The following is a 950-nucleotide window of genomic DNA, read 5'->3' on the forward strand; positions in this document are numbered from 1 at the left end:
ATGCTCGCCACAGCAGAAGCGACGAACTGAGCTGTCTATTTTTTGCACGATCACAAAGAACTTCTATAGTTGATCTGAACAGGAATCAGCTGCGGTGAAGCCAGTCATCCACCGCCTGACGCTGCTGTCTGGTATCGAATTGCCGATACATGCACGCAGGGCTTCATCGGGGACGGCTTTGATGCTGAAGCAGATGCCCGACACGAATGCCACCAGCTGAATTCCACGTCGCAAGTGCTGGCCCGGCAAGGCTGATGAATATTCACCTGCCTGCTACGGGTCTATACTGAAAAACAACTGAAGGAACAGCACCCCTAACGGCAAGCTCGCCCCACGCGGGCTTTTTGCTGCCAACTGCCAGGTTTCTTCAACGGAGGTGTTTGCYATGTCCGAAAAAGAGTCCATCACCACCCTACTTACCCTGCTCGACTCCCGGCAGGCTCGACTAGCCGCCGCGTGCAAGGAAATTGCCGACTGGGTCGATCATCAAGGGGGGCACCCGACAGCCCTCAGAATTCGTGATCGGCTGAACGACATCGAAAAAGACACCCCCCTGATTCGAAACACGCTGTCGTCCTTAAAACCTGTCGACCCGCCCCTCCCACGGTTCAGATGATTCGATCCGGACACGCTTCGCAAGAACAGGGCCTGTTTCAGGCCCTCTGAACGGAGACCTCATCTTCACCGGTTTTGCGTATGTCCGTAGATCTGCTGTTGCCCCCAACCCGGCCTGATGCCGGGTTTTTTCGACACTTCTTTCACGTCGCATTCACAACCCAAGCCCTACAGTGAGCTACTCCTTTGAAGAATTACCTTGGTCTGCCCGCATGCAGGCCTTTTTTTTGCTCTGAAAATTTATCGGACTGCCCCGACCTATTGTAGGAGCCGAGCTTGCTCGCGATAGCAGCTTGACAGAGAGCATGGATGTTGAATGTTATGGCCCCATCGCG

The 950-nt window shown here is 54.4% G+C and carries 1 protein-coding gene; it reads left to right on the top strand.

Going from position 1 to position 950, the window contains the following annotated elements:
• Window positions 1–385: 385 nt before the first annotated feature.
• Complete coding sequence (locus tag AC1DRJ_RS29750; protein WP_007946177.1) at window positions 386–616, top strand: hypothetical protein; 231 nt, start codon at window positions 386–388, stop codon at window positions 614–616.
• Window positions 617–950: the final 334 nt, after the last annotated feature.

The sequence above is a fragment of the Pseudomonas sp. P5_B2 genome (assembly GCF_056400445.1).